At 69.4% G+C, this 19431-nt stretch carries 24 protein-coding genes; 20 read left to right on the top strand and 4 right to left on the bottom strand.

The window, feature by feature from the left end; all coding sequences use genetic code 11:
• The first annotated feature begins 3 nt into the window (after positions 1 to 3).
• A complete protein-coding gene (gene gspF, locus WS45_RS09590; RefSeq protein WP_059531287.1) occupies positions 4 to 1221 on the top strand; it encodes a type II secretion system inner membrane protein GspF in 1218 nt (405 codons plus the stop codon).
• Positions 1222 to 1251: 30 nt separating this feature from the next.
• Here gspF and WS45_RS09585 read toward each other — a convergent pair whose 3' ends face one another.
• Positions 1252 to 1662 carry a type II secretion system protein N gene (locus WS45_RS09585; protein ID WP_059448336.1) on the bottom strand — a complete coding sequence of 137 codons (411 nt, stop codon included), beginning with the start codon at positions 1660 to 1662 and terminating at the stop codon, positions 1252 to 1254.
• Between the two features lie 177 nt (positions 1663 to 1839).
• Here WS45_RS09585 and gspG point away from each other — a divergent pair, with 177 nt between their 5' ends.
• From gspG to WS45_RS09545, 8 genes are read left to right on the top strand one after another with little or no spacing between them, the layout of a single operon-like run.
• Entirely contained in the window at positions 1840 to 2292 is a 453-nt protein-coding gene (gspG, locus tag WS45_RS09580) for a type II secretion system major pseudopilin GspG (RefSeq protein ID WP_059531290.1), read from the top strand.
• Positions 2293 to 2335: 43 nt separating this feature from the next.
• Positions 2336 to 2878 carry a GspH/FimT family pseudopilin gene (locus tag WS45_RS09575; protein ID WP_059531294.1) on the top strand — a complete coding sequence of 181 codons (543 nt, stop codon included), beginning with the start codon at positions 2336 to 2338 and terminating at the stop codon, positions 2876 to 2878.
• Positions 2875 to 3279, top strand: a complete 405-nt coding sequence (gene gspI / locus WS45_RS09570; protein WP_059531297.1) for a type II secretion system minor pseudopilin GspI — start codon at positions 2875 to 2877, stop codon at positions 3277 to 3279. Before WS45_RS09575 ends, gspI begins: the two co-directional genes overlap by 4 nt.
• A complete protein-coding gene (locus tag WS45_RS09565; RefSeq protein ID WP_059699570.1) occupies positions 3257 to 3961 on the top strand; it encodes a PulJ/GspJ family protein in 705 nt (234 codons plus the stop codon). Before gspI ends, WS45_RS09565 begins: the two co-directional genes overlap by 23 nt.
• Positions 3962 to 3963: 2 nt before the next feature.
• A complete protein-coding gene (gspK, locus tag WS45_RS09560) occupies positions 3964 to 5091 on the top strand; it encodes a type II secretion system minor pseudopilin GspK (protein WP_059699713.1) in 1128 nt (375 codons plus the stop codon).
• A 24-nt stretch (positions 5092 to 5115) separates the two neighbouring features.
• Positions 5116 to 6489: a type II secretion system protein GspL gene (gene gspL / locus WS45_RS09555; RefSeq protein ID WP_059691486.1), complete on the top strand. Its 1374-nt coding sequence runs from the start codon at positions 5116 to 5118 to the stop codon at positions 6487 to 6489.
• The gene (gspM, locus tag WS45_RS09550; RefSeq protein ID WP_059531425.1) at positions 6486 to 6992 is read left to right on the top strand and encodes a type II secretion system protein GspM; all 507 of its coding nucleotides are present in this window, start codon (positions 6486 to 6488) and stop codon (positions 6990 to 6992) included. The genes gspL and gspM overlap by 4 nt, the downstream gene beginning before the upstream one ends.
• Positions 6993 to 7023: 31 nt before the next feature.
• The gene (locus WS45_RS09545) at positions 7024 to 7812 is read left to right on the top strand and encodes a type II secretion system protein N (RefSeq protein WP_059699568.1); all 789 of its coding nucleotides are present in this window, start codon (positions 7024 to 7026) and stop codon (positions 7810 to 7812) included.
• A 29-nt stretch (positions 7813 to 7841) separates the two neighbouring features.
• On the opposite strand, the gene WS45_RS09540 is transcribed toward WS45_RS09545, so the two are convergent.
• Together WS45_RS09540 and WS45_RS09535 are read right to left on the bottom strand one after the other, a co-directional pair.
• Positions 7842 to 9380 carry an efflux transporter outer membrane subunit gene (locus tag WS45_RS09540; RefSeq protein WP_059699566.1) on the bottom strand — a complete coding sequence of 513 codons (1539 nt, stop codon included), beginning with the start codon at positions 9378 to 9380 and terminating at the stop codon, positions 7842 to 7844.
• Positions 9381 to 9655: 275 nt separating this feature from the next.
• A complete protein-coding gene (locus WS45_RS09535; protein WP_082721891.1) occupies positions 9656 to 9940 on the bottom strand; it encodes a multidrug ABC transporter ATPase in 285 nt (94 codons plus the stop codon).
• 176 nt (positions 9941 to 10116) lie between these two features.
• Here WS45_RS09535 and WS45_RS09530 point away from each other — a divergent pair, with 176 nt between their 5' ends.
• Together WS45_RS09530 and WS45_RS09525 are read left to right on the top strand one after the other, a co-directional pair.
• Positions 10117 to 10605 carry a MarR family winged helix-turn-helix transcriptional regulator gene (locus WS45_RS09530; protein WP_059699564.1) on the top strand — a complete coding sequence of 163 codons (489 nt, stop codon included), beginning with the start codon at positions 10117 to 10119 and terminating at the stop codon, positions 10603 to 10605.
• Between the two features lie 172 nt (positions 10606 to 10777).
• A complete protein-coding gene (locus WS45_RS09525; protein ID WP_059699562.1) occupies positions 10778 to 12340 on the top strand; it encodes a DHA2 family efflux MFS transporter permease subunit in 1563 nt (520 codons plus the stop codon).
• A 57-nt stretch (positions 12341 to 12397) separates the two neighbouring features.
• On the opposite strand, the gene WS45_RS09520 is transcribed toward WS45_RS09525, so the two are convergent.
• A complete protein-coding gene (locus tag WS45_RS09520) occupies positions 12398 to 13324 on the bottom strand; it encodes a LysR family transcriptional regulator (RefSeq protein WP_059531322.1) in 927 nt (308 codons plus the stop codon).
• Between the two features lie 140 nt (positions 13325 to 13464).
• On the opposite strand from WS45_RS09520, the gene WS45_RS09515 reads away from it, so the two are divergent.
• From WS45_RS09515 to fliR, 9 genes are all read left to right on the top strand, one after another.
• The gene (locus WS45_RS09515) at positions 13465 to 13941 is read left to right on the top strand and encodes a CidA/LrgA family protein (protein ID WP_059531325.1); all 477 of its coding nucleotides are present in this window, start codon (positions 13465 to 13467) and stop codon (positions 13939 to 13941) included.
• Between the two features lie 13 nt (positions 13942 to 13954).
• Positions 13955 to 14677, top strand: a complete 723-nt coding sequence (locus tag WS45_RS09510) for an LrgB family protein (protein ID WP_059699560.1) — start codon at positions 13955 to 13957, stop codon at positions 14675 to 14677.
• 179 nt (positions 14678 to 14856) lie between these two features.
• Positions 14857 to 15393: a flagellar basal body-associated protein FliL gene (gene fliL, locus WS45_RS09505; protein ID WP_059531331.1), complete on the top strand. Its 537-nt coding sequence runs from the start codon at positions 14857 to 14859 to the stop codon at positions 15391 to 15393.
• Positions 15394 to 15415: 22 nt separating this feature from the next.
• Entirely contained in the window at positions 15416 to 16414 is a 999-nt protein-coding gene (gene fliM, locus WS45_RS09500) for a flagellar motor switch protein FliM (protein ID WP_059531334.1), read from the top strand.
• Positions 16407 to 16898, top strand: coding sequence for a flagellar motor switch protein FliN (gene fliN / locus WS45_RS09495; RefSeq protein ID WP_059531336.1), 492 nt, complete (start codon positions 16407 to 16409; stop codon positions 16896 to 16898). Before fliM ends, fliN begins: the two co-directional genes overlap by 8 nt.
• Positions 16895 to 17464, top strand: coding sequence for a flagellar biosynthetic protein FliO (fliO, locus tag WS45_RS09490; protein ID WP_059699558.1), 570 nt, complete (start codon positions 16895 to 16897; stop codon positions 17462 to 17464). Before fliN ends, fliO begins: the two co-directional genes overlap by 4 nt.
• Before the next feature lie 36 nt (positions 17465 to 17500).
• Positions 17501 to 18262: a flagellar type III secretion system pore protein FliP gene (gene fliP / locus WS45_RS09485; protein WP_059699556.1), complete on the top strand. Its 762-nt coding sequence runs from the start codon at positions 17501 to 17503 to the stop codon at positions 18260 to 18262.
• 16 nt (positions 18263 to 18278) lie between these two features.
• Complete coding sequence (gene fliQ / locus WS45_RS09480) at positions 18279 to 18551, top strand: flagellar biosynthesis protein FliQ (protein WP_006750427.1); 273 nt, start codon at positions 18279 to 18281, stop codon at positions 18549 to 18551.
• Positions 18552 to 18579: 28 nt separating this feature from the next.
• Complete coding sequence (gene fliR / locus WS45_RS09475) at positions 18580 to 19362, top strand: flagellar biosynthetic protein FliR (RefSeq protein ID WP_059691479.1); 783 nt, start codon at positions 18580 to 18582, stop codon at positions 19360 to 19362.
• The last annotated feature ends 69 nt before the right edge of the window (positions 19363 to 19431 follow it).

Here is a 19431-nt window from a genome sequence, read left to right as displayed (position 1 = left end):
GCGATGCCGGCATTCCGTTTCGAAGCAATCGATTCGGCGGGGCGCGCGCAGAAAGGCGTGATCGACGCCGACAGCGCGCGCGCCGCGCGCGGCCAGCTGCGCACGCAGGGGCTCACGCCGCTCGTCGTCGAGCCGGCCGCCAGCGCGACCCGCGGCGCGCGCTCGCAGCGCCTCGCGTTCGGCCGCAAGCTCTCGCAGCGCGAGCAGGCGATCCTCACGCGCCAGCTCGCGAGCCTGCTGATCGCGGGGCTGCCGCTCGACGAGGCGCTCGGCGTGCTCACCGAGCAGGCCGAGCGCGACTACATTCGCGAATTGATGGCCGCGATCCGCGCGGAAGTGCTCGGCGGCCATTCGCTCGCGAACGCGCTGGGCCAGCATCCGCGCGACTTTCCGGAAATCTACCGCGCGCTCGTCGCGGCGGGCGAGCACACCGGCAAGCTCGGCATCGTGCTGTCGCGCCTTGCCGACTACATCGAACAGAGCAATGCGCTGAAGCAGAAGATCCTGCTGGCGTTCACGTATCCGGGAATCGTCACGCTGATCGCATTCGGCATCGTCACGTTCCTGCTGAGCTATGTCGTACCGCAGGTCGTCAACGTGTTCGCGAGCACGAAGCAGCAACTGCCGCTGCTGACGATCGTGATGATGGCGCTGTCGGATTTCGTCCGGCACTGGTGGTGGGCGATCCTGATCGCGGTCGCGCTCGTCGTGTGGTTCGTGAAGGCGACGCTGTCGCGCGACGGGCCCAGGCTCGCATTCGACCGCTGGGTGCTGACGGCGCCGCTCGCGGGCAAGCTCGTGCGCGGCTACAACACGGTGCGCTTCGCAAGCACGCTCGGCATCCTGACCGCGGCCGGCGTGCCGATCCTGCGCGCGTTGCAGGCGGCCGGCGAGACGCTGTCGAACCGCGCGATGCGCGCGAACATCGACGATGCGATCGTGCGCGTGCGCGAAGGCTCCGCGCTGTCGCGCGCGCTGAACAACGTGAAGACGTTTCCGCCGGTGCTCGTGCACCTGATCCGTTCCGGCGAGGCGACGGGCGACGTGACGACGATGCTCGATCGCGCGGCGGAAGGCGAGGCGCGCGAACTCGAGCGGCGCACGATGTTCCTGACGAGCCTGCTCGAGCCGCTCTTGATCCTCGCGATGGGCGGCATCGTGCTCGTGATTGTGCTGGCCGTGATGCTGCCGATCATCGAGCTGAACAACATGGTGCAGTGACGGCCCGGGCGCCGGTCGGGCCGCCGCCGTTCAACGCATGTAGATCGCGGGGGACGGCGTATTCGCGGGGAGCTGGATTTCGGCGCGGGCGCCGTTGCGGTCGACGATGATCGAGCGGCTGCGGACTTCGGCGAGCTTCGCGCCGGGCGTGACTTCCGCGCCGAGCGACACGGCACGCGGCGGTTCGCCGCCGACGCCGACGATCGCGGCGCCGCCATGATCGAGCGCGAGAATGCCGAACAGGTGGATGTCCTGCACGGGATTCTTGTCGAGCTGTCCGCCGAAGAGCGCGGCGGCGTCCTCGGTGCGGATCGGCAACCGCGCGGCGGCGGCGGGCAGCGGCGCTTCGCGGGCCGACAGCGTGACGACCCAGTAGGTGGCCGTCGCGCACAAACCCGCGAAGAGGGCTAGGGAGAGGATCCGGATCGAGAGCGCGTTCATGCGCGCTATTGTACGGATGTATATGAAATTTGCGTTGGGTGAAAGCCCTCGGCAATGTGCGCCTTACAATGCGTGCTCCGCGCCCGGGGAAACGGAAGCCGGCCGTCAGGCAAGCGTCCGGAATACGCCGGGTGCGTCACTCAATCGACGATATTTTTTGGAAAGAGGTAGTCAGTCATGCAAACGTGGATCACTCGCCGTAATGCGGCCGTGCGCCGTCAGCGCGGTTTCACGCTGATCGAGATCATGGTGGTGGTCGCGATCCTCGGGATCCTGGCGGCACTGATCGTGCCGAAGATCATGAGCCGTCCCGACGAGGCACGCCGTATCGCCGCGAAGCAGGACATCGGCACGATCATGCAGGCGCTCAAGCTGTACCGTCTCGACAACGGCCGCTATCCGACCCAGGAACAGGGCCTGAACGCGCTGACCCAGAAGCCGACCACCGATCCGATCCCGAACAACTGGAAGGACGGCGGCTATCTCGAGCGCCTGCCGAACGACCCGTGGGGCAACGGGTACAAGTACCTGAACCCGGGCGTGCACGGCGAGATCGACGTGTTCAGCTACGGCGCCGACGGCAAGGAAGGCGGCGAGAGCAACGATTCCGACATCGGTTCGTGGCAGTAAGCGCGCGCTGACCGGACCGACGTTCTTCCCGTTTCTTCACTTCATGCCCGCCCTTCGCACGCCCTTGCGCTCCGCTCGCGCTCGCCGCGATGCCCGCGACGGCCGCGTGCGTCGCGGCGCGGCCGTGACCGCGGCGCGCGCGCGCGGCTTCACGCTGCTCGAGATGCTGGTCGTGCTCGTGATCGCGGGCCTGCTGGTGTCGCTCGCGTCGCTGTCGCTCACGCGCAATCCGCGCACCGACCTGCGCGAGGAAGCGCAGCGCATCGCGCTGCTGTTCGAGACGGCCGGCGACGAAGCGCAGGTGCGCGCGCGCCCGATCGCGTGGCAGCCGACCGCGCACGGCTTCCGTTTCGACGTGAGCTCGCCCGACGGCTGGCGCACGCTGCGCGACGACGTGCTGCGCCCGCGCGACTGGGACGGCGGCGTCACCGGCGCTGACATCGACTATCCGGGATCCGACACGCGTGCGAGCCGCGTCGTGTTCGGCATCGAAAGCGTCGACACGCCCGTGCGCGTGACGCTGCATTCGGCGGTCGGCAGCGCGACGATCGTCGGCACCGGCAACGGCCGCTACGAGGTGCAATGACGATGCGTCGTCGCCTGCCCTTCCCGGCTCCTTCCCGAGGCTTCACGATGATCGAGGTGCTGGTCGCGCTCGCGATCATCGCGGTCGCGCTTGCCGCGTCGATCCGCGCGGTCGGCACGATGGCGACCAATGCATCCGATCTCCATCGCCGGCTGCTCGCCGGCTGGAGCGCCGACAACGCACTCGCGCAGCTGCGGCTCACGCATGCGTGGCCGGAGGTCGGTGAGCAGAGTTTCGACTGTTCGCAAGGCAACGTGCAGCTGGTCTGCACGCAGCGCGTGAGCACGACGCCGAACCCGGTGTTCCGGCGCGTGCAGATGTCGGTGAGCATGCCGGGGCACGCCGGCGTGCTCGCGCAAATGGTGACGGTGGTCGCGAATGAAACCAGCCGTCCGCTCTGACGCGCCGATGCGGCGCCGGCCCGTGCGTTCCGTCGGCCCGCGCCGCGTGCGCGGCTTCACGCTGATCGAACTGATGATCGCGATCGCGATCCTCGCGGTGGTCGCGATCCTCTCGTGGCGCGGGCTCGACCAGATCATGCGCGGCCGCGACAAGGTCGCGTCCGCGATGGAGGACGAGCGCATCTTCGCGCAGATGTTCGACCAGATGCGCATCGACGCGCGGCTCGCCGCCACCGACGACGAAGCCGGCCAGCCGGCGATCGGCGTCGCCGGCAACACGCTGCAGATCGTCCGCGAACTCGACGTGCCGGGCGCCGCGCCTCGGTTGCAGGTGGTCCGCTACCGGATCGCCGGCGGGCGCGTCGTGCGCTATGCGTCACCGCCGCTCGACGACGCGAACCGCCTGCGCGACGTGCTGAAGGACAGCAGCGTCGACGGCTGGAGCTGGGTCGCGCTGATGGGCGGCGTCGGTGCGATCGACGCGAAGCTGTACGTGCCGCGCGTCGGCTGGACCACCAACCTGCAGGCGGCCAGCGACGCGCTGTCGCAGAACAACGATGCGCTGAAGGTGCCGCAGATCGGCAACGCGCCGCCGACGCGCGCGGTGACGGGGCTGCAGGTCAGCATCGGCGCGACGTCGCTGCGCATGCCCGTCACGCGCATTTTCCTCGTCGGGGAATGACGATGCGCGCGCGCCCTCACCGTTCCCGGTCCGCCGCTCGCGGCGGCGCACGCGCGCATGCACGCACCCGCCGCGAGCGCGGTGCGGCGATCATCACCGCGCTGCTCGTCGTCGCGCTGTCGGCGATCCTCGTGTCGGGGATGCTGTGGCGTCAGCAGGTGCAGATTCGCCGCATCGAGAACCAGCGCGTGATCGCGCAGGCGCAGTGGGTCGCGCGCGGCGCGCTCGACTGGACGCGCATGATCCTGCGCTCCGAAGGCGACACGGCGCCCGGCATCACCTATCTCGGCGGGATCTGGGCCGTGCCGATCGCGAAGACCAAGCTGTCCGACTTCCTCGGCCGGATCGGCGCGCCGAACGACAACGGCGGCGAAGACACCTACATCTCAGGATCGATCGAGGACGCGCAGGCGAAGTACAACCTGCGCAACCTCGTGTCGTCGCCGGCCCCCGGCGTGCTGCAGCTCAACGTGATGCAGCTGCAGGCGTTCCAGCGGCTGTTGACGACGCTCGGCTACGACGGCGCGTTCGCTAAGCGGATCGCGCTGCAGATGCGCGCGGGCCTGATGCATTCGGCGACGCGCTTCCAGACGCCGACGCTGCCCGGCGCCGGTACGGCCGCGACCGCGCCGGTGCCCGGCGGCGACATGACCGGCAACATCACCGACGAACCGGGGATGTCCGACGGCGATCGCGGGCCCGCGCCGCTCCAGATGACCGGCGTCGACAGCCTGCTCGACGTCGACGGCGTGACGCCCGAGATGGTCGCGCGGCTGCGCCCGTTCGTCACCGTGCTGCCGACCACCACGCCGGTGAACATGAACACCGCGCCGGCCGAGGTGATCGCGGCGCTGGTGCCGGGGATGAGCGTGTCGTCCGCGCAGGCGCTCGTGGCGCGGCGCGAGACCGTGTTTTTCCGCAACGTCGGCGACGTGCAGCTCGCGCTGCGCGGCGCCGGCGCGCCGCCGAACGCGACGATCGACTCGAGCCTCGTCGACGTCAATTCGAACTATTTCATCGTGCATGGCCGGATTCAGCACGATCGCGCGGAGGTCGATCGCACCTCGCTCGTGTATCGTGATTCGACCACGCACTCGACGCGGGTCGTGCGCATCCGCGACCAGCTATAACGACGCCATTCGGGAGAGGAACTCTTGAGCACGCTGATTGTTTCTTTGCCGCCGCGCGAGCCGGCCGTGCCGCTGCAGGAGTGGCAGTGGCCGGAGCTGCCGTTCACGCTCGTGGACAAGGCCGGCCAGGTGCAGCGCGCGGGCCGCGCCGCGCTCGCGCTGCTGCCGCGCGCGAACGCGACGGTGCTGATCGTCGCCGCGCGCGACGTGCTGCTCCTGGCCGCGACCGTGCCGCCGCTCAAGGGGCCGAAGCTGCGCCAGGCGCTGCCCAACATCGTCGAGGACCAGCTGATCCAGGATCCGCTCGGCTGCCATATCGCGCTCGATCCGGTCGCGCTGCCGGACGGCCGCCGCGTGCTGGCCGTCGTCGATCGCGCGTGGTTCCGCGCGATCTGCGACGCGTTCACGGCAGCCGGCCACCGGCACCTGAGCGCCGTGCCCGCGACGCGCTGCCTGCCCGCGCCGCGGGCGCCGGCGGCGGACGCGGCGCCCGATGCGCCTGCCGACGGTGAGGCCACGCCGGCCGACGCAATCACGGCGGCGGACGAGCCGCCCCTTCGCCCGACGGCGGTGGCCGCGGTGCTCGGCCTCGCGACGACGGTCGAACCCGTGCTCGTGGAAGCCGGCGCGCAGCCGGCCGCGGCCGGTGCGCCGCGTCTCGAGCTCGCGGTCGCGCGCGGCGCGCTCGGCGAAGGTTTCGCGGCGCCGGCATCCCGCGCGGGCGGCACGCTGGCCGCGCTCGCCGGTGGCGGCGACGTCGAGCTGTACGAACTCGGCGAACCGGGCGCGGAGCCGCGCCTCGCGTCGGTCGGGCGTGCCGACGGCCCGCTGCTGCCGGGCGCGCAACCGCTGTCGTTCGACGCATTCGCGCGACGTGCGCTGACCGAGCGCTTCGATCTGTGCCAGTTCGAATTCGAATCCCAGCCGTGGCGCTTCGACCGCGCGACGGTGAAGCGCCTGCGCGTGCCGATCGCACTCGCCGCGGCCACGCTCGGCGTCGCGGTGATCGGGATGAACCTGCACTGGTGGAAGCTGTCGCGCGAGCGCGACGCGCTGTCCGCGCAGATCACCGAGACGCTGCTGTCGGCCTTCCCGAAGACGACGACGGTGCTCGATCCGCCCGCACAGATGCAGCGTCAGCTCGACCAGCTGCGCCTTGCGGCGGGCGAGCTGTCGCCGAACGATTTCCTCGCGCTGTCGAGCGGGTTGTCGCGTTCGATGGGCGCGCTGCCGCTGAACGGAATCGCGTCGCTCGATTATCACGACCGGCGGCTCGACGTCGGCTTCAAGCCGGAGGTCAAGGTCGACCCCGATTTCCCGCAGCGTCTCGCGCGCAACGGGCTGTCCGGCGAAGTCGACAGCAGCACCGGCAAATGGACGATCCGGAGCCGCTCATGAAGACCGAACAACTCAACCAGACGCTGGCCCAGTTCTGGGGCGAACGCACGCCGCGCGAGCGGACGCTGCTCGGCTGGGGCGGCGCCGTGCTGGCGGTCGCGATCGCGTATTCGGTGCTGTGGTCGCCCGCGCAGGAAGGCCGCGCGCGGATCCGCCACGAACTGCCGACGATGCGCCGCGAGCTTGCGCAGATGACCGCGCAGGCCACTGAGGCGAAGTCACTGACGGCCGCCGCGCAAGGCGTCGCGCCGACCGGCCTCGCGCTGAAGGATGCGCTCACCGCGTCGCTGTCCGATCACGGGCTGCAGGGCGCGCAGGTGCAGGTCGTCGGTAACGGCGTGCAGGTCCAGATGAAGAACGTGCCGTTTCCGGTGTGGACGCAGTGGCTCGACGACGCGCGCCGGCAATTCAAGGTGCAGGTCGGCGAAGCGCACGTGACCGCGCTGAAGGAAGACGGCCAGGTCGACCTGACGGCCGTGATGCAACCCTCGACGCAGAAATGACGCAGTGGATGAAACAAGCGACGGTCGGCCGATGAGGCCAGGGATCCGGCGGCTCGTCGCCGCATTGCCGTGGGTGGTGGCGGGCGGGCTCGCGACGGCGCTGACGCTCGTCGCGCTCGCGCCGGCCGCCTGGATCGCCCCGCAGTTCGCGCGCGCGACCGGCGGGCACGTCAATCTCGTCGATCCGGACGGATCGCTGTGGCACGGCTCGGGCACGCTGATGCTCGCGCCGGGCGCCGACCAGAGCGCGGCGACGCTGCTGCCGGGCCGGGTCGAATGGACCACGGGCTTCTGGCCGCTCCTGACCGGGCGCGTGCGGATGCGCATGCGGCAGACCGAGGCGATGCCCGACGCCGTCACGCTCGACGCGACGTGGCGCGGCGCGGTGCTGTCGGCGGGCTCGATGGCCGTGCCCGCGTCGCTGCTCGCCGGGCTCGGCACGCCGTTCAACACGCTCGATCTGCAGGGCGACGTGCGGCTCGGCTGGACCGACTGGCGGATGATCGGCAACAACGCGTTCGGCCAGTTGACGGTGACGATCGATTCGATGAGTTCGCGCGTGTCGCGCGTGAAGCCGCTCGGGTCGTACCGGGCGGTGCTGCAGGCGAAGGGGGCGGACGCCGATCTCGACCTGTCGACGACGCAGGGCCCGCTGTTCCTCGACGGGCACGGCAGCTTCGGCCCCGGTCAGGGTTCGTTTCGCGGCACCGCGCACGCGGCGCCCGAGCAGCAGGCGAATCTCGCCGGACTGCTGAACCTGCTCGGCCATCCGATCGGAAACAACCAGGTGTCGCTGATCTTCGGCGACGCGACGCGCTGACGCGCGCGGCGCGCTCGCCTTTTCCCGTCTTACTTCTGCGCGAGCGGTGCGGCAGCCGACGGTGCCGCCGCACCGGATGCCGGCACCGGCGCCGCCACATCGCCCGTCTCGCGCGCCATGTCCGATGCATCCCAGCCGCCGCCGAGCGCCTTCACGAGTCCGACCGACGACACCATCCGCTGCCCGCCGATCGTCGCGAGCTTCTGCTGCGCGGTGAACGCGGTGGTCTGCGCGGTCAGCACGTTCAGGTAGGCAACCGTGCCGGCCTTGTACTGGTTCGTGACGATCGCGAGCGCGTGCTCGGCGCTGTCGACGGCCTGCCGCTGCACGTCGACTTCCTGCGCGAGGATGCGCTGCGACGCGAGGTTGTCCTCGACATCCTGGAACGCGGTGAGCACCGCGAGGCGGTACGCGGCGACATCCTGGTCGTAGGTCGCGCGCGCGGCATCGGTCTGCGCCGCGCGCAGGCCGGCGTCGAACAACGTCGCCGCGAGCTGCGGGCCGACCGTCCAGAACCGCGCGGGCAGCGTGAACAGCTGCGACCACACCGAGCTCTGGAAACCGCCGGTGGCCGACAGCGTGAGCGTCGGGAAGAACGCGGCAATCGCGACGCCGATCTGCTCGTTCGCGGCCGCCGCGCGGCGCTCGGCCGCCGCGATGTCGGGCCGGCGCTCGAGCAGCGCGGACGGCACGTCGACCGGCGTGATCGGCGGTTCCGCCGCGAGCGGATTCGGCGGCAGCGAGAACGTCGAGGCCGGTTCGCCGATCAGCGTCGCGATCGCGTGCTCGTACTGCGCGCGCGCGACGCCGTTGTCGATCGCCGCGGCCTGCGCGCTCTGCAGCTGAGTCTGCGCCTGGATCACGTCCGCGCGCGCGGCGACACCCTGCGCGTACTGGTTCTGCGTGAGCTTCAGCGATTCGCCGTACGACTTCACGGTGTCGTCGAGCAGCTTCTGCAGCGCATCGGACGTGCGCAGCTGGAAGTAGGTCTGCGCGAGCAGCGCCTGCTGCGACAGCCGCGCGTTCGCGAGATCGGCTGCGGCGGCCGCCTCGCCGGCGCGCTGCGCGCTGACGCTGCGGCTCACCTTGCCCCACAGGTCGGGCTCCCAGCTCGCATCGAGACCGACGCTGTAGCTGTTGCCGATCGACGAGCTGCTGCCGAAACCCGACGTGCTCGACGTCGACGCGCGCCCCGTGCGGGAGCGCGAGCCCGACGCGGTCAGCCCGACGGTCGGGAAGTACGCGGCACGCGCTTCGGCGACGAGCGCGCGGGCTTGCCGGTACGCGGCGGCCGATTGCGCGATGGTCTGGTTCGATGCGTTGAGCTTGCCGATCAGCGCGTCGAGCTGCGGATCGTTGTAGACGGTCCACCACGGGCCGCGGTCGGCCCGGTCGGCGGGCTGCGCGACCTTCCAGCCGGCCGGCGCTTCCTTGAAGGCGGCGGGGATCGACGTGTCGGGCCGGTGATAGTCGGGCCCGACGGCGCAGCCGGCGAGCAGCACGGCCGTCGCAACGGCGACGGCGGCGCTCAGCGGGCGAAGGGCGCGCGGGAGGGGGGCGTACGGCATCGTGGTATTCCTGTCTGGGCGCGATGGCCGGCGAGCGGCGTCGCGCGATGCGGTCGTTGTGCCGCTGGCGGACAAATGGTAACTGACGGCGGGAAAGCTGCGCAGCCCTAAGGGTACGGTGCGCGGCGGCACGAATGTGTTACCGGCGCGGACGGCCGGTTTACCGGTCATTACGGATCGCTTGCGCGCGGAGCGGGCAACGAATGCGGCGCGGACGGCGCCGGGCCGCGGGGATGCGGCCGGCGTTCAGTCCGGATGGCGGGGGCGGTGCGGTGTCAGTGGCAGTGCACGGGCACCGGGACGGGATCGGCGGCGGACCGCCATGTCGACGGCTCCGTTGCCGCCGGCTGGCTCGTGCGGCGGGCGGTGTGCTTCGCGTTGCGCTGCCGGCGGTGATCGAACCATGCGAACCCGAGCGCCGCGAGCGATCCGCCCGGTACCACCAGCATCGTCACGTACAGCGCGATCTTCCAGCCGCGGTGCGGCCCGGAGAACACATGATGAGCGGTATCGGTCAGGTTGCGGCGCAGCGCGCCGGCGGCATTTTTCAGGAACAGCATCGCGAACATCCTCGGGGTGCCCGGCAGCGCGGGCGAAGCGGTCAGAACATCGTCTCCGGCAGTGCAACATGCACGTCGTAACTGGTTGCCTGAAATAATATTGACTAAGCAATTAATTTTCAAGATACTGGGCGCGTTTTGACCTGAAACGCACTATTGCTGCGCGCGCAATTCGCATGAACGGCGGCCTCTACGATCCCGACACCATCGCACTGGAAACGAGCCTCGGTTATTACCTGACCAAGGCCCGGCAGGCGCTCGTCGAGCGAATGGACCGCGCGCTCGAGCCGTACGACCTTACCGCGCAGCAGATCGGCGTGATCCTGCTGTTGTCGCGCGGCTATGCGCGCACGCCGTTCGAGCTGTCGCGCAAGATGTCGTACGACAGCGGCTCGATGACCCGGATGCTCGACCGGCTCGAGCGCAAGGGCCTGATCGCACGCTCGCGCAGCGAACAGGACCGCCGGGTGATCGAGCTGACGCTGACCGAACGCGGCGCCGAAGCGGCCCGCGCGCTGCCGTCGCTGATCGCGACCGCGCTGAACGCGCAGCTCGCCGGCTTCTCGGCCGACGAACTCGCGCAGCTCACCGGCCTGCTGCAGCGGTTCATCGCCAACGGGCCCGGCGACACCGGCTGCCCGAAGCCCGACGAACCGGATTGTTGAGCACGGAGGCCCGATGTCTAGGTTAAGCAGTCGCTTATTTCTCTGTCTGGGCAGAAGATGACAAGGCACGTGCTCCGTCTCTCCCCTCACCCGCCAACCAGCCGGGCCGCGCGATATCGTGCGCCCGTGCGCCGTGCCGGCGCGTCGCGCGCGCCGCGTCTAGGAGATTCCGATGTCCGCCACCACGGCATCCGCCGCGCCCCGTCCCGCCGAACCCGCGCCGCTGACCGGCGGCGCGCTCGCGCTCCTCACCGTCGGGCTCGCGCTCGGCACCTTCATGGAAGTGCTCGACACGTCGATCGCGAACGTCGCGGTGCCGACCATCTCGGGCAGCCTCGGCGTCGCGACGAGCGAAGGCACGTGGGTGATCTCGTCATATTCGGTCGCGTCCGCGATCGCGGTGCCGCTGACCGGCTGGCTCGCGCGGCGGGTCGGCGAAGTGCGCCTGTTCACGCTGTCGGTGCTCGCGTTCACGATCGCGTCGGCGCTGTGCGGCCTCGCGGAGAATTTCGAGACGCTGATCGCGTTCCGGCTGCTGCAGGGCCTCGTGTCGGGGCCGATGGTGCCGCTGTCGCAGACCATCCTGATGCGCAGCTATCCGCCCGCGAAGCGCGGGCTCGCGCTCGGGCTATGGGCGATGACGGTGATCGTCGCGCCGATCTTCGGCCCGTTGCTGGGCGGCTGGATCAGCGACAACTACACGTGGCCCTGGATCTTCTACATCAACCTGCCGATCGGGATCTTTTCGGCGGCCTGCGCGTACTTCCTGCTGCGCGGCCGCGAGACGAAGACGACGAGGCAGCGGATCGACGCGGTCGGCCTTGCGCTGCTCGTGATCGGCGTGTCGTGCCTGCAGATGATGCTCGACCTCGGCAAGGACCGCGACTGGTTCAACTCGACCTTCATCGTCGCGCTCGCGCTGATCGCGGTCGTGTCGCTGGCGTTCATGCTCGTGTGGGAGGCGACCGAGAAGGAACCGGTGATCGATCTGTCGCTGTTCAAGGACCGCAACTTCGCGCTCGGCGCAATGATCATCTCGTTCGGCTTCATGGCGTTCTTCGGCTCGGTCGTGATCTTCCCGTTGTGGCTGCAGACGGTGATGGGCTACACGGCCGGCAAGGCCGGCCTCGCGACCGCGCCGGTCGGGCTGCTCGCGCTCGTGTTGTCGCCGCTGATCGGCCGCAACATGCACCGGCTCGACTTGCGGATGGTCGCGAGCTTCGCGTTCGTCGTGTTCGCCGGCGTGTCGATCTGGAACTCGACGTTCACGCTCGACGTGCCGTTCAACCACGTGATCCTGCCGCGGCTCGTGCAGGGGATCGGCGTCGCGTGCTTCTTCGTGCCGATGACGACGATCACGCTGTCGAGCATCTCCGACGAGCGGCTCGCGAGCGCGTCGGGGCTGTCGAACTTTCTGCGCACGCTGTCCGGCGCGATCGGCACCGCGGCCAGCTCGACGTTCTGGGAGAACGACGCGATCTACCACCACGCGCGGCTGTCGGAATCGGTGAGCGTCTACGCGCAGAGCACGACCGACTACCAGGGCGCGCTCGCGCAGCTCGGCATCGTCGGGCAGACGGCCAACGCGCAGCTCAACCAGCTCGTCACGCAGCAAGGCTTCATGATGGCGACCAACGACTTCTTCCACCTGTCGGCGGGCGTGTTCATCGCGCTCGCGGCGCTCGTGTGGATCACGAAGCCGAAGAAGGGCGCGGGGCCGGCGATGGGGCACTGAACGCGCGGCGGGCCGCGCCGGCGCCGGCCCGCTCCTCTTCCATCCCGGCGGTGGGTCTCACTCCCGCGCCAGCAATCCGCCGAACGCCAGATCGTCGCCCGACGCGATCGGCAGCGTCGCCCGCGCGACCTCGAGCCATGCACGCGCCGCGTGCGACAGGTAACCCTTCTTCAGCCAGCCGAGCGCGATCGCCCACGTGATTTCCGGCTCGACGATCGGCCGGCACGTGAACTGCCGCGCGTCGAGCCGCCGGCAGTACGGCTCCGGCAACAGCGCGATGCCGACGCCCGCGTGCACGAGGGCCGCCATGAAATCCCAGTGTCCGCTGCGGCTCACGATCGACGGCGTGAAGCCGGCCTGCCGGCACGCGTCGAGCACCGCATCGTGCAGCGCGAGGCTCTCCGCGTAGAACACGAACGACTCGCGCGCGAGATCGGCGAGCGGCACGGCCTTGTGGTCCTCCCAGCGCGACTCGCGCGGCGCGACGAGCCACAGCGGCGCACGCACCATCGGCAACCGCTCGAACGTGGCGGGATCGACCGGCTCCAGCAGCCCGCCGAGCTCGAGCTCGCCCGACATCAGCGCGGCCTCGATCATCCGCGCGCCCTGCTCGAACAGCTTCAGTTCGATGTTCGGATAGCGCTGCTTGTACGCGGCGATGATCGGCGTGAACAGCGACCCGCCGAGCGGCGGAATGCCGATCGTCAGCTCGCCGCGCCCAAGCGTGCCGAGATCCTTCAGCTCCGACTGCAGCTGCGCCTGCGCCGCGAGCACGTCCTGGCCGCGCTGGAACACGATCCGCCCCGCGTCGGTCAGCACCATCTGCCGGCCGTCGCGCAGCAGCAGTGGCGAGCCGATTTCGTCCTCGAGCGCCTTCACCATCTTGCTGATGGTCGGCTGCGTGACGAACAGCCGGTCGGCGGCCGCCGTGAAACTCTGCTGACGGACCACCTCGACGAAGTACCGCAGCGCGCGCAATTCCATCGATCACTCCCCAGGTTGGTGCAGCGAACACAAACTGAATTCCGAATTGGAATGATAAGGATAGAGACAAGTCATTTTATTTATGGTTAGGGGAAACCCTATACTCACACCATCGACGAAACATCTGTATGGAGCCCGCCATGACCCAGCCGACCGCCACTGCCGCCGCCCGCCCCGCCGCCTCGGGCAACGTTGCGCGTACGGGCCGGATCGTGCTTCAGGCCACCGCGCTCGGCGTGCTGTGGATGGCCGTCGACTGGACGGTACGCGCGGTCGGGCTGCCGGTGCCGTCCGGCGTGATCGGCCTCGCGGTGCTGCTCGCGCTGCTGTTTTCGGGCCGCGTCGCGCCCGCGTGGGTCAAGGACGGCGCGAACTGGCTGCTGTCCGACATGCTGCTGTTCTTCGTGCCGGCTGCCGTCGCGGCCGTCCAGTACGGCGGGCTGTTCCGCGAGGACGGCTGGCGTATCGCGCTGGTCATGCTCGCCGGCACCGCCTTCGTGATGGTCGCGGTGGCGGTGGCGGTCGACCTCGCCGCGAAGCTCGAACGCCGGCTCGCCGCGCAGCGCGTGTTCGCCGAGCGCCGCCGCGCGCGCCTCGCCACCGTGTCCGCCCACTGAGCCGGAGCCTGGAATGCCTGCGCTGCTGTCGAACCTGTCCGCCGACCAGGTGAATACCGCGATCTCCATCGGCTGCTTCGTGCTGACGGTCGTCCTGTATTTTGTGTCGAAGCGGCTTTACGCGTACAGGAAGACGCTGCTGTTCTCGCCGCTCGTGTTCGTGCCCGGCGTGCTGGTGCTGCTGGTTTTGCTGACCGGCATCCCGTATTCGGTCTATTTCCGCGACACGCGCTGGCTGATGTGGCTGCTCGGCCCGGCGACGATCGCGTTCGCGGTGCCGATCTACGAGTACCGCGACCTGATCCGCCGCCACTGGCTGTCGCTGTCGGTCGGCGTCGCGGTCGGGATCGGCGCGGGCGTGTGCGGGTCGCTGTTGCTCGCGAAGCTGCTGCACCTGTCGCCCGAGCTGCAGCGCTCGCTGATGACGCGCTCGGTCTCGACCCCGTTCGCGCTGGCCGTATCCGACAAGATCCATGCCCCGAAGGACCTCACCGCCCTCTTCGTGATCGCGACCGGCATCTGCGGGATGCTGCTCGGCGAAATCGTGCTGGCGCTGGTGCCGATGCGCACGCGGCTCGCGCGCGGCGCGCTGTTCGGCGCCGCCGCCCACGGCGTGGGCACCGCGAAGGCGCGCGAGATCGGCAGCGAGGAAGGCGTCGTGTCGAGCCTCACGATGATGATCGCTGGCGTCGCGATGGTGCTGATCGCGCCGCTCTTGTCGCTGTTGCCGATCTGACACCGCGCGGGTGGGCGCCGCCGCCAGCCCGCTCCGCCGCGCAGCCCCGGCGCCCGCCGGCCGCGCCTCGCCCCGCCGTTCCCGCCCTGCATCGAGCCGACACCCGCCCGACAATCGGCTGAGATAGCCGCAATTCCCCCCTCTTTTCCGCCCATCGGGCTTGGCCCGGATGCCGAACAATGCATGCTACGAGACATCACGCACGCATTCACATGGCCTCCACGACTGCAAACCCGACCGCCGACAAGCCGGCTTCGTCCGGCAAGTTCAAGCGCATCGCGCTCATCGCCGTCATCGCGCTGGGCGCGGCCGCCGCCGCCGCGGGCGGCATGTACGTGTTCCTGAGCAAGGCAGGCGTCGGCCATGCGAGCGCGCCCGCCGAACCCGCGCCGCTTGCCGCGCCGGTGTTCTTCCCGCTCGACCCGTTGACCGTCAACCTGCAATCGGACGACGGCGTGCAGCACTACCTGCGCGTCGGCCTGTCGCTGAAGCTCACCGACCCGAAGGCGCAGGAGCAGCTGACCGCGCGCATGCCGGAGATCCGCAGCCGGATCCTGCTCGCGCTGTCGAACAAGCATCCCGAGGATCTCGCGACGCCGGACGGCAAGCGTTCGCTCGCGACGGAACTGCGGGAGCTGATCGAACAGCCGACGCAGCCGGGCAACCAGCGCGCGAAGGTCGACGACGTGCTGTTCACCGAATTCGTCGTCCAATAACGCGGCCGGACAAGGAGCGCGCATGGGCCACCAGGAGTTCATGTCCCAGGAGGAGGTCGACGCCCTCCTCAAGGGCGTCACGGGCGAAACCGATTCAGTCGACGAGCAGCGCGACACGTCGGGCGTCCGCCCCTACAACATCGCGACGCAGGAGCGGATCGTCCGCGGCCGGATGCCCGGCCTCGAGATCATCAACGACCGCTTCGCGCGCCTCTTGCGGATCGGCATCTTCAACTTCATGCGGCGCACGGCGGAAATCTCCGTGAGCCAGGTGAAGGTGCAGAAGTACAGCGAGTTCACCCGCAACCTGCCGATCCCGACGAACCTGAACCTGGTGCACGTGAAGCCTCTGCGCGGCACGTCGCTGTTCGTGTTCGACCCGAACCTCGTGTTCTTCGTCGTCGACAACCTGTTCGGCGGCGACGGGCGCTTTCACACGCGCGTCGAGGGCCGCGACTTCACGGCGACCGAGCAGCGGATCATCGGCAAGCTGCTGAACCTGGTGTTCGAGCACTACACGACCGCGTGGAAGAGCGTGCGGCCGCTGCAGTTCGAATTCGTGCGCTCGGAGATGCATACGCAGTTCGCGAACGTCGCGACGCCGAACGAGATCGTGATTGTCACGCAGTTCTCGATCGAGTTCGGGCCGACGGGCGGCACGCTGCACATCTGCATGCCGTACTCGATGGTCGAGCCGATCCGCGACGTGCTCGCGTCGCCGATCCAGGGCGAGGCGCTCGAGGTCGACCGCCGCTGGGTGCGCGTGCTGTCGCAGCAAGTGCAGTCGGCCGAGGTCGAGCTGAGCGCGAATCTCGCCGAGATCCCGTCGACCTTCGAGAAGATCCTGAACCTGCGTGCGGGCGACGTGCTGCCGCTGGAGATCGAGGACACGATCACCGCGAAGGTCGACGGCGTGCCGGTGATGGAATGCGGCTACGGCATTTTCAATGGTCAATATGCGTTGCGCGTGCAGAAGATGATCAGCGCGGGCGACACGATGAAGGAAGGTGGATATGAGTGAGCTGAACCCGACGCCCGAACTCGACCCGCAGGCGCTCGCCGACGCGGCGCTCGCGGAATCGGCCGCGGCCGTGCCGGCGGCCCCCGCCGCCGCGGAAGAAGAGTCGAGTCTGGATGACTGGGCCGCCGCGCTGGCCGAGCAGAACCAGCAGCCGGTGCAGGCGGGCGCGACCGGCGCCGGCGTGTTCCAGCCGCTGTCGAAGGCCGCGGCCAGCTCGACGCACAACGACATCGAGATGATTCTCGACATCCCGGTCAAGATGACCGTGGAACTCGGCCGCACGAAGATCGCGATCCGCAATTTGCTGCAGCTCGCGCAGGGTTCGGTCGTCGAACTCGACGGCCTCGCCGGCGAGCCGATGGACGTGCTCGTGAACGGCTGCCTGATCGCGCAGGGCGAGGTCGTGGTCGTCAACGACAAGTTCGGCATCCGGCTGACCGACATCATCACGCCGGCCGAACGCATCCGGAAGCTGAATCGGTGAACGTCGTGAAGTCCGGCCGCGGCGCGTGCCTTTTGCCGAGCGTGGCGACGCTGGCCATCGCCGCGTCGTTCGTCTGCGCGCCGGCCGGCGCCGCCGACATGAACGCGGTGAACAACGCCGGCGCCATCGCGTCGAGCGTGACGGTCGGCTCGGCCGTGCCGTCGCTCGGCGTCGGCGCGGTGCTGCAGACGCTCGTCGGGCTCGCGGTCGTGATCGGCCTCGTGTTCGGCTGCGCGTGGCTCGCGCGCCGCTTCGGGTTCCAGCCCGCGCGGCGCGGCGGCCCGCTGAAGGTCGTGTCGAGCGTCGGGCTCGGCGCGAAGGAAAGCGCGACGATCGTCGAGATCGGCGATACCTGGCTCGTGCTCGGCGTCGCGCCGGGCAACGTGCGGCTGCTGCATACGCTGCCGGCCGGCTCGGCGGCGGTCACGACGGCGCCGGTTTCGGCCGACGCCCCCGCCGGCGTCGCATCGGACGAACGCGGCCAGCCCGGGACGTTCGGCGCGCGGTTTCGCGATGCGCTCGCGGGCGAAGCCGCGAAGCGCTTCGGGCGCGGCAAGGACCGCTGACATGGCGTCGCGCCCTCTTTCCGTATTCGCATCTCGATGAAACACGAATCCCTGCGTCACGCGGCGCGCTTCGCGCCCGTGCTGATCCTCGGCCTCGCCCCCGCGCTCGCGTGCGCGCAGGCGGCCGGCCTGCCCGCGTTCAACACGAGCCCTGGCCCGAACGGCGGCACCACCTATTCGCTGAGCGTGCAGACGATGCTGCTGCTCACGATGCTGTCGTTTCTGCCGGCGATGCTGCTGATGATGACGAGCTTCACGCGCATCATCATCGTGCTGTCGTTGCTGCGCCAGGCGCTCGGCACCGCGACGACGCCGCCGAACCAGGTGCTGGTCGGCCTCGCGATGTTCCTCACCTTCTTCGTGATGTCGCCGGTGCTCGACCGCGCGTACGCCGACGGCTACAAGCCGTTCTCCGACGGCGCGATGCCGATGGAGCAGGCCGTGCAGCGCGGCGTCGCGCCGTTCAAGAGCTTCATGCTGAAGCAGACCCGCGAGACCGATCTCGCGCTGTTCGCGAAGATTTCGAAAGCCGCGCCGATGCAGGGCCCGGAAGACGTGCCGCTGTCGCTGCTGGTCCCCGCGTTCGTCACGAGCGAGCTGAAGACCGGTTTCCAGATCGGCTTCACGATCTTCATCCCGTTCCTGATCATCGACATGGTCGTCGCGAGCGTGCTGATGTCGATGGGGATGATGATGGTGTCGCCGTCCACCGTGTCGCTGCCGTTCAAGCTGATGCTGTTCGTGCTCGTCGACGGCTGGCAGTTGCTGATCGGCTCGCTCGCGCAGAGCTTCACGTAAGCGGAGGAAGCGCGCGATGACGCCCGAACAAGTGATGACGCTGGCGCACCAGGCGATGATGGTCGGCCTGCTGCTGGCCGCCCCGCTGCTGCTGGTCGCGCTCGCGGTCGGCCTTGTCGTGAGCCTGTTCCAGGCCGCGACGCAGATCAACGAATCGACGCTGTCGTTCATCCCGAAGCTGCTCGCGGTGGCCGCGACGCTCGTGATCGCCGGCCCGTGGATGCTGACGACGATGCTCGACTACCTGCGGCAGACGCTGCTGCACGTCGCGACGCTCGGCGCCGGCTGAGCGGCACGCCAGACTCCGTACCGCCGCGATGTTTTCGGTCACCTACGCGCAGCTCAACGGCTGGCTGACGGCTTTCCTGTGGCCGTTCGTGCGGATGCTCGCGCTCGTCGCGACGGCGCCCGTGATCGGCCACGCGGCGGTGCCCGTGCGCGTGAAGATCGGCATCGCCGCGTTCATGGCGCTGGTCGTCGCGCCGACGCTCGGCGCGATGCCGGGCGTCACCGTGTTCTCGGCGCAGGGCATCTGGATCGTCGTCACGCAGTTTCTGATCGGCGCGGCGATGGGCTTCACGATGCAGATCGTGTTCGCGGCCGTCGAGGCGGCCGGCGACTTCATCGGCCTGTCGATGGGGCTCGGTTTCGCGACCTTCTTCGACCCGCATTCGAACGGCGCGACGCCGGCGATGGGCCGTTTCCTGAACGCGATCGCGATGCTCGCGTTCCTTGCCGTGGACGGCCACCTGCAGGTATTCGCGGCGCTCGCCGCGTCGTTCCAGTCGCTGCCGGTGTCGGCCGACCTGCTGCACGCGCCCGGCTGGCGCACGCTCGCCGCGTTCGGCGCGACCGTGTTCGAGATGGGGCTGCTGCTCGCGCTGCCGGTGGTCGCGGCGCTGCTGATCGCCAACCTCGCGCTCGGGATCCTGAACCGCGCGGCGCCGCAGATCGGCATCTTCCAGATCGGCTTTCCGGTGACGATGCTGGTCGGGCTGTTGCTCGTGCAACTGATGATCCCGAACCTCGTGCCGTTCGTGGCGCACCTGTTCGACATGGGGCTGGATGCGATGGGGAGGGTGCTGGTGGGGTGGCGGTAGGCCGCTTGAGCCCTCGATTGCTGGAAAACCCCTAAAGGAATCGCCAGACCGCGAAAGGTAGCGGAAGGT

The sequence above is a fragment of the Burkholderia sp. RF2-non_BP3 genome (genome assembly GCF_001522185.1).
In the GTDB taxonomy this organism is placed as follows: domain Bacteria; phylum Pseudomonadota; class Gammaproteobacteria; order Burkholderiales; family Burkholderiaceae; genus Burkholderia; species Burkholderia diffusa.
The sequence above is the reverse complement of the archived record's forward strand: the minus strand, read 5'-3'. Positions and strand labels throughout refer to the sequence as shown.